The 8455-nt window shown below is 51.0% G+C and carries 8 protein-coding genes; all 8 read right to left on the reverse strand.

Translation table 11 applies throughout. The annotated features are described in order from the left end of the window. Positions 1 to 86 precede the first annotated feature (86 nt). A complete protein-coding gene (locus DWY84_RS16750) occupies positions 87 to 1388 on the reverse strand; it encodes a citrate:proton symporter (protein ID WP_118534439.1) in 1302 nt (433 codons plus the stop codon). A 104-nt stretch (positions 1389 to 1492) separates the two neighbouring features. Then, entirely contained in the window at positions 1493 to 2395 is a 903-nt protein-coding gene (locus DWY84_RS16755; protein ID WP_118534440.1) for a prepilin-type N-terminal cleavage/methylation domain-containing protein, read from the reverse strand. A 92-nt stretch (positions 2396 to 2487) separates the two neighbouring features. Beyond that, the gene (locus DWY84_RS18000) at positions 2488 to 2619 is read right to left on the reverse strand and encodes a hypothetical protein (RefSeq protein WP_279220353.1); all 132 of its coding nucleotides are present in this window, start codon (positions 2617 to 2619) and stop codon (positions 2488 to 2490) included. A gap of 404 nt (positions 2620 to 3023) precedes the next feature. Further along, positions 3024 to 3530 carry a xanthine dehydrogenase subunit XdhC gene (gene xdhC / locus DWY84_RS16760; RefSeq protein WP_118534441.1) on the reverse strand — a complete coding sequence of 169 codons (507 nt, stop codon included), beginning with the start codon at positions 3528 to 3530 and terminating at the stop codon, positions 3024 to 3026. Next, positions 3523 to 4410 (reverse strand): xanthine dehydrogenase subunit XdhB, encoded by an 888-nt coding sequence (gene xdhB, locus DWY84_RS16765; protein WP_118534442.1) that lies wholly within the window; start codon positions 4408 to 4410, stop codon positions 3523 to 3525. Before xdhB ends, xdhC begins: the two co-directional genes overlap by 8 nt. Next, positions 4398 to 6707, reverse strand: coding sequence for a xanthine dehydrogenase subunit XdhA (gene xdhA, locus DWY84_RS16770; RefSeq protein WP_118534443.1), 2310 nt, complete (start codon positions 6705 to 6707; stop codon positions 4398 to 4400). The genes xdhB and xdhA overlap by 13 nt, the downstream gene beginning before the upstream one ends. A 45-nt stretch (positions 6708 to 6752) precedes the next feature. After that, positions 6753 to 7004, reverse strand: coding sequence for a hypothetical protein (locus DWY84_RS16775; RefSeq protein ID WP_118534444.1), 252 nt, complete (start codon positions 7002 to 7004; stop codon positions 6753 to 6755). 80 nt (positions 7005 to 7084) lie between these two features. Further along, positions 7085 to 8362, reverse strand: coding sequence for an amidohydrolase family protein (locus DWY84_RS16780; RefSeq protein ID WP_118534445.1), 1278 nt, complete (start codon positions 8360 to 8362; stop codon positions 7085 to 7087). Positions 8363 to 8455 lie beyond the last annotated feature (93 nt).

An 8455-nucleotide genomic window follows, 5' to 3' on the forward strand; every position in this document is an offset into this window, starting at 1 on the left:
TCGTCCGAACACAATACCCATATTTTGCGCAGCGGTATGCCAGGATTACCGGCTTCGGACCTGTAGTGATCTGCGCTCTTAAATTTTTAAATGGTTACGATTCCAAGGAGCACTCCGAATGCCAGCATCAGCAGGCTAACAAGGTAATACGGCGGGATGCTGAATTTCATGTGGTCTTTCAGCTCGGTTCCGGTCAGGCCGATAGCCAGATAGGTAGCCGGTACCAGCGGGCTTACCATGAGAGCCAGGTTCTTACCGATCAGCATGGTCAGCGCGGTATTTAAGGAGGCTACACCGTAGGTTTCACCTACCTGCATAACCAGCGGCATGATGCCGTAGAAGTACGCGTCGGTTCCCACACACAGACCCAGCGGAAGTGCCAGAATACCGAAGATGATGTGGATGTACTTGCCAAGGGCTGCCGGGATGATCGCCATGATCGCGCCTGCCATTGCTTCCAGCATGCCGGTTCCGTCAAAGACACCAACCATAGCGCCTGCCGCGAACAGGGTTGCGGAAATGATCAGCGCTGCCGGAGCATGTTTCTTGATCAGCTTGTCCTGCAGCTTCTGGTCCGGATAGTTGACAGCCAGAAGGATGCACAGCCCCAGCATGAAAATAACATAGGATTTACCAATACCGGTGGATAACAGCGCGATCACGCCAGCGGTGAGCAGGAAGTTGAAGATCAGGAAAGCATTGGACTTTCTTAAGCTTGCCTCTTCTTTCTTCTCTTTCTCATCTACCGCAACCTCTTCTCCTTTTCCAAGTCCAGCACCATGCTTGATCGCAACTATGCCAAGAACAACCGCGAGCGCAATGTTCATAACCAGACCCACAACCTGAAGCGGAATCAGCATATGCCATAACTCGGTGGCATCCATCTCCAGAACGGTTGCCGCTCTTGCGGTCGGGCCGCCCCACGGAAGCAGGTTCATAACACCCATGCAGGCGCCGGTCAGGCAAAGAAGGATGCGCGGATCAATCTTCATCTTTTTGTATACCGGATACATAGACGGAATGGTAATGAGAACGGTTACCGCGGTGGTTCCGTCCAGATGCGCGATCGTTGCGATCACTGCGGTTACCACGGTAACTGCGATTACATTGTTTCCCGCTTTTTTTACCAGCCATCCAACGATGACATCAAAGAGTCCGGTATCTGCCAGAACACCAAAATAAATAACGGAAAAGATAAATAAGATACCATTGCTGGTGGTCGTCTTAATACCATCCGCAATGAAGCCCATAATCTCTACCGGGGAAAACCGGAGAATCAGAGCCGCAATAGCCGGAACTACTGCCAGTACCACGATCGGGGACATCTTGCCCTTTAAAAGCAGAACCACAATCGCGATGATCATCAGAAAACCAATAACTGCTACCATTGTCACATTCCTCCCTAAACTTTCTTAAGTCTTTACTGAGATTCATTTTAATGGCAGCAGTTTAATTGTTCATGACAAAAAAATGACATTTTTGTCATTTTTACTCAATTCGGATAGGTCCCATCCGCCAGCAGCTTCTGATATGCATTGTAGGCATCTTCCAGCTTGTCATATTTTTGGCCGGATGTATAAGAGGAAAAATCTGCAATATGATCCGCAATTGCCACATACGTCTTTCCGTCTTTCTTTCTGGCCGCTGTTGTCGTTTCAGAAATGTAAAATCCACCATCTGCCCTGCTGACTATGACCGGAATCTTTTTCCCTGCACCAACCTGATTGGTATCCATGGATGTCCAGAACAAATACCGGCTGGATGCATTTTTCGGACTTCCTATATAGGCCCATGTCCCGGTTCCCAGCAGACTGCTGCTGCCCTCCTTCCGTATTTCCTCATTAACTTTCGTCAGCATATCAGATTTCGGACACTTGGAATCGATTTCAAAATAAGTGTTATTCTGTTTTATCAGCTCAGCCAGTATATCGGTTTTATCGAGTGCTCCATGCAGATCATCGTTGTAGGGAAAAGAGATCGGTGTATCATTTCCACCTGCTCCGCTCCATATTACCTTCATTCCGAAACCCGGAATGTATGACAGCGTACATTCTCCATTCTCAACAGGGATCCCGATCCAGTGCTCCGTATTACCCTCGCTCCTGGAATGCGTGATCCCGGAAACCGTTACGGGATCATAGGCATTCCAGTCATCCCGTTTCTGTTTCAATTTCTTCACTGTCCTGGAGTAATTTTCTGTATCCTCAGTCATCACAGCCATCATCACTTCCGAGTAAGCAGAGCGCACATCGGCAAGATCAACCGTCTCACGACTTTTCTCCAGATATCCTGCAAAAACAGGCATGGATATCGCCACAAGAACTCCGATGACCGCAACGACGATCAAAAGCTCCGCAAGCGTAAAGCCGTTGTTCCCAGTCTTTTGTTTTTTCATGATTTTACGCTCTCCTTATGCCATTCTTTCGTACCGTTTTATTGTACTGCATTCTTTTTCGTTTGGCAATGATTGAGAGCTTTCCTGATTGTTCAGATTACGGAACATATTTTTCCATACATCTTAGGACGTCTGTCCCGGAACAGTCCCCAGGAAAGACGGTCTTCCATCAGCCGGTCCAGATCAAAGTCTGCTGTGATAAAGCCCTCTTCCTCGCTTCCCATGGCTTCCTGTATTTCCCCGCAGCCGTCCCTGAAATTGGTATAAAAAAACAGGTGACGGCATATTCCATCACCTGCTGTAGCTGTTTTTGTCTTTAAATGTCTCTGTCCCTTTGACAGGCAGAAAAACGGTGACCTTAATCCCCAGTTTTCTGCTCTGCTTTTGCCAGAAGCTCTTATTGACCGTTTCACAAGTGACGTGCCTTTTGCACTGATAACATACGCATGTAGCGTATCGACTTATAAAATTTGAGCTCCTAACCCAATCAATAATGTGGTTTCCCACTTTCGGCTTCTGACCCGCCCGTCCGTCTGGGCTTAACTCAATATCTGAGTGGTCACGTATTTTAAATTAGCATAATCTTTATGACCTATCAAGAAATTTTCTCAATTCTATTTATTCTATTTTACACCTCGTCTGCTTCCTTATCCTTTCCAAGCCGTCTCAGCATGGTCTTCTTCACTGCGCGGAAGATATTCTCGTATCCGGTGCAGCGGCACAAGTGGCCGGACAGGAGTTTGCGGATCTCGTCATCGGAATATTCCTTTCCGGACTGTAAAAGCTCCGTTGCGCTCATGATAAAGCCCGGGGTACAGAATCCGCACTGGACAGCGGCCTCATCAATGAAGGCCTGCTGGATGTCGGACATCTCGCCGTTCGGGCCTGCCAGGCCCTCCAGGGTCAGGATTTCCTTGCCCTCGGCCCACACAGCCAGGTAAATGCAGGAATTGAAACACTCGCCGTCGATCAGGACGTTGCAGGCTCCGCACTCTCCTACCTCACAGCCCTTCTTGACGCTGGTAAGGCGGAAATCATCCCGCAGCACATCGGTTAGGGACGCGCGCACATCGATCATTTTTTCTACTTTCTTTCCGTTAATGGTGCAGGAAAGCAGCTTATACTGTTTACTCATGGACTTCACCTCCAGCCAGACGGATGGATTCGCACAGGGCGCGCTCTGCCAGTACCGTCGCGATATGTTCACGGAAATCTTTCGCAGCTCGCCAGCTGTCCCGCGGATTGATATCCTCAAGAACTGCCTGGGCAAACTCTTTGACTGCCGCTCTGCCCGTCTCTTTTCCACGGATCTTTGCTTCCGCGGAAGGGGCACGCATCGGTACCGGACCGGCTACGCCGTAAGCAATCCGGGCATCCAGAATTGTTTTTTTATCTTCGGAAAGCTTTACATTCACAGAGCATCCTGTAGTGGCGATATCCATGGCGTTACGCATTGCATACTTGATATAATGCCCGAAATAACCTTCATAAGCTTCCTTCGGAATGATGATCGCAGTCTGCAGCTCGCCCGGTTTCAAATCTACCTTGCCTGCCTTGATGTAAAAATCGTGGATCGGAAGCCGGCGTACTCCTTCCGGTCCGGTGATCTCCACGATCGCATCCCATGCATGGAGGGTTGAGGCAGAGTCAGCGGAAGTCACGCCATTGCAGGTGTTTCCTCCGATGGTACCGATGTTGCGGATCTGGGGGCCGCCCACCATGTCTACTGCCTCGCCGAGTACGTTGATATATTTCTGGATGATCGGATCCTTGGTAATATGGGAAAAACTGGTCAGGGAGCCGATGCGGATGGCACCGTCCTCCTCAAAGGATACGCCTCGCATGGCGTCGATCCCGTAAAGACTGACAAGCTCTTTTCCTGCGCGTTTTCCCTCGCGCATCTGCACCAGCACATCACTGCCTCCGGCAATGATCTGCGCTTCCGGATGTTCCATCAGGAGCGCTACTGCGTGCTCTACACTTTCCGCTTCGTAAAGCGCCTTTAAATCATACATAATGTAACCTCCTTGAACAAACCTTCTTCTTTAAACCGTTTAAACAGAATGTGCGGGTTCACCGGCGCGTCATTGACTGCCACTCCGGTGGCTTGATAAACCGCGTTGCGGATGGCCGGAGCAACCGGACAGGTCGGCGGCTCACCCAGGGATTTTGTTCCGAAGGCACTGGTCGGCTCCGGATTTTCCACGAAGTAAGCACGCAGTCTCGGATGGTCCATAAAGGTAGACAGCTTGTAGTCCAGCAGGTTATTATTTAACGCGCGCCCGGTCTTCGGATCAAACAGCAGCTTCTCGGACAGGCCGAAGCCGATGCCCATGCTCATGCCGCCGTGTACCTGTGCCTCAGCCAGGGCAGGATTGATCAGGGTTCCGACATCATGCACGTTTACAATGTCAAGCAGCTTTACCTTGCACATCGGAATGTCTACCTCTACCTCCGCAAAACAACATCCGAAGGAGTAGGCGTTGGACTTGATCTGGGCGGTACTCTCTGCGGTAATGTGCTGGCTGTGCGTTACGCTGTACAGGGCCTCAGTAGCCAGCTCACCCACGCTCATCAGCACGCGTCCGTCGGTCACGCGGACAACGTTGCCCTCCACAAGATCCAGATTGTACGGAGGCATGCGGGTCAGCTCATGGGCATAGTTCAAAATGCGCTCTTTCAGCAACAGTCCGGTCTGGCGGATGGAGAAGCCTGCGGTATAAGTCTGACGGGACGCGTAAGCGCCAGTGCCAAACGGGGTCACATCGGTATCCTGGCAGGAAACCACATGCACCTGATCCAGGCGGACACCTACCACATCCGCTGCCATCTGGGTATAGGCAGTGTCAGCACCCTGGCCGATCTCTGTCTCCCCCAGCTGTACCTGCAGGGAACCATCCTGATTCAATACCATACGGCAGGAAGAGGTCTCCAGGGAGATTGGCCATACTGCCGTGTTGTACCAGAATACGGACATGCCGATACCACGGCGGATATCGCCGGTCTGATTCTGGTATTCCTTGTATTTACGCTCGTAATCCGTTGCTGCCATGCCCTTGTCCATACACTGGTTAAAGGTATCGCTGTACAGCTCATTCTTGGAAAATTCATCCTTAAAGCCAACCGGCATCAGGTTCTTTCTGCGGAATGCGATCGGGTCCATGCCGATCTTTGCCGCAACATCATCGGTGTGGCATTCAACAGCCCACATAGCCTGCGGAATACCGTATCCGCGCATGGCTCCGGCAGCCGGCTTATTGGTAAATACCGTATAGCCATCTGCCTCAATATTGTCGCACGGGTAAAGCTGCGGGAATGCACCGACACCCTTTGCGCAGATGCTGTGGCCGTGGGATGCATACGCTCCCTGGTCGGAGAATGCCTCCAGCTTTCTTGCCGCAAAGGTTCCGTCCGGACGAACCCAGGATACGATATGGCTGCGGATCGCATGGCGTACACGGTTGGAAACGAAGGTTTCCTCCCGCGGCACATCCAGCTTAACCAGATGACCGCCCAGGTTCATGCAGACCCATGCGCAAAGCGGCTCATACAGAACGTCCTGCTTGTTGCCGAAGCCGCCGCCGATGTAAGGCTTGATAATCTGCACACGACCCCAGTCAATTCCCAGTGCCTGTCCCACCACGCGTCGGACAATGTGCGGGATCTGAGTGGAACTGAGCATACGGATGCGCTCGCCCTCCATCTGTGCAGTACAGATAAAGTTCTCGATATGGCAGTGCTGCACGGTCGGCGTGCTGTACCAGCCCTCTACCTTGATAAGGCCCGGCTCCCTGATGGCTTCCTCATAATTACCCTTGCGGATCGTGGTGTGCTTTAACACATTGCCCGGGTAATTTTCATGGATCTGCGGAGCATCCTCCTTCATGGCATCCTGCACATCCATAACGAACGGATACTCCTCATACTCTACTTTGATGGCCCGCAGTGCCTGGGCTGCTGCCACCTCATCCTCTGCTACGACTGCACCAATGTCATCGCCGTAAAAGCGGACACGGTCTGTCATGACCAGACGGTCTGCCACGTCCTGATGCGACGGGTCCGTAGACCACGGATGGCCTGCAGTCGGAAAATAGTGCTTTTCCTTCAGATCGAAGCAGGTGAAGATTTTTACGACTCCCGGAATCTTCTCCGCCTCAGATGTATCAATTGAAATAACCCGCCCATTCGCGATCGTGGAATGCAATACACGAATGATGTATGCACTCTTGTCGCACAGATCATCGGTATAACGGGTTCTGCCCATTGCTTTATCATGAGCATCTACACGTGTTACCTTCTTTCCTACATACATTTGCTTACCCCTCCATTTGAAATCCTTCTTTTGTTCAGGCGCGCCTTACGATCTGCCTTCGATACACTGTTCTATTGCCATCTGGCTGCGGGTCTGTTTCAGGCTGCAAGTGTTGTCAGCGCGACCACGCTGCCCCGGTACTGCCGCATTCCGGCAAAGCTCTCCTGCCTGAATAAAAGTTTGTCCCGCCGCCACTTCCATAGTGAACATGTAATTTTTATCTTTTTCTGTACAATTCTGAAACAACAATTCCATCGCACTGCGTTTTGCCATTGGCAATTTCTGAAAAATATCCACGGGCACATCCTCCTATAGCATCATTGTAACCGCATTGTCTGCCGGAAAGAAAGGTCACATGACTTCTTTCTCAATAAAAATTATAAGATTTTCCGGCCTGCCACATATTTTCCGGCCACCTCCCGCTCATCACCGAGATAAATGACACGCTCCAGTCGCTGCTTTACCTCAAGTGACTGCGGATGCTCCAGCCTTGTGTCATCCAGAATTACCGCATCAAACTCATACCCCGGCTCAAAGCTTCCAACCTTACCAAAGAAGGCTCCGCCTCCCTTAGAAGCCAGATAAAAAACCTCCTCAACCGTAAGCGCTTTTAAGCCCTGGTCACTCAGGCGCCAGCGGAGCTTGCTTGCCTGAATGGCATGGCGCATGGCCGCAAACAGGTTCTCCGTCGTACCTCCTGCCACATCACTGCCGAGTCCCATCGGAATCTGCTCATCTAAATACCGGCGTACCGGCGCGATACCGGAAGAAAGGTTGGTATTGGACTCCGGACAATGGGCAATAAAAACTCCATTCTCCTTCATCCTGCGGATTTCCGCTTCACCGGAGTAAACACAATGAGCCATGATGGTGCGGCATTTCCCGCCAAACATGCCGAAATGGTCGTAGGCATCTCCGTAAAATTCTGCCCACGGACAGAGCTCCTGTACCCAGGCAATCTCTCCCAGATTCTCCGATAAATGAGACTGCACCGGAAGCCCGGTTTCTTTCTGGATATCATGCAAAAGCTCCATTAATTCGTCACTGCAGCTTGGCGTAAACCGCGGAGTCAGGATTGGCTGCACATGCTCATAATGCCGTTCTGCGACTGCCCGGATCCATTCCCTGGTTGCCTTTGCAGATTCCTCTGCCGAAGCCTCCCGCAGATAGTCCGGACTGTTGCGGTCCATATTCACCTTGCCCACCATCGCCGCAATTCCTGCCTCTTCCAGCCGGTCCATCAGAAGAAGGGTTGCTTCGTTGTGAATGGTGGCAAACACACAGGCTCTTGTGGTAGCGCCGTGTGTTAAATTCTTTACAAAAATATCATATGCCTTCTTTGCGTACTCCGGATCCCGGTACTTGCTCTCCTCCGGAAAGGTGTTGGTATTCAGCCAGTCCAGAAGCTCCAGATCCATGCCTAGTCCCCGGAACGAATACTGCGGTGCATGAACGTGAAGATCCGTAAGTCCGGGGATGATGATCCGGTCTCCCATATCTTCTACCGGAATGCCGCAAAACTGTTGTGGAAGTTCCGGATAGATTCCCTGCACCCTTCCGTCCTCGCAGACCAGATACTGCTGCTCAAGGATTTCCATTGTTCCGATTTTTTTTGTGTATACAAGATTGCCTCTCAGGGCAAAGGTCTGTTTCATATTTATTCATCCTTTCCTATTATGTTCCTTATCCCCATACATTGTACTGAAAACGAAAAAGTGTCTTCGACACTTCAACTCCCCTGCCCCTCA

Source organism: Clostridium sp. AF27-2AA, from assembly GCF_003478505.1.
Classification (GTDB): Bacteria; Bacillota; Clostridia; order Lachnospirales; family Lachnospiraceae; genus Brotaphodocola.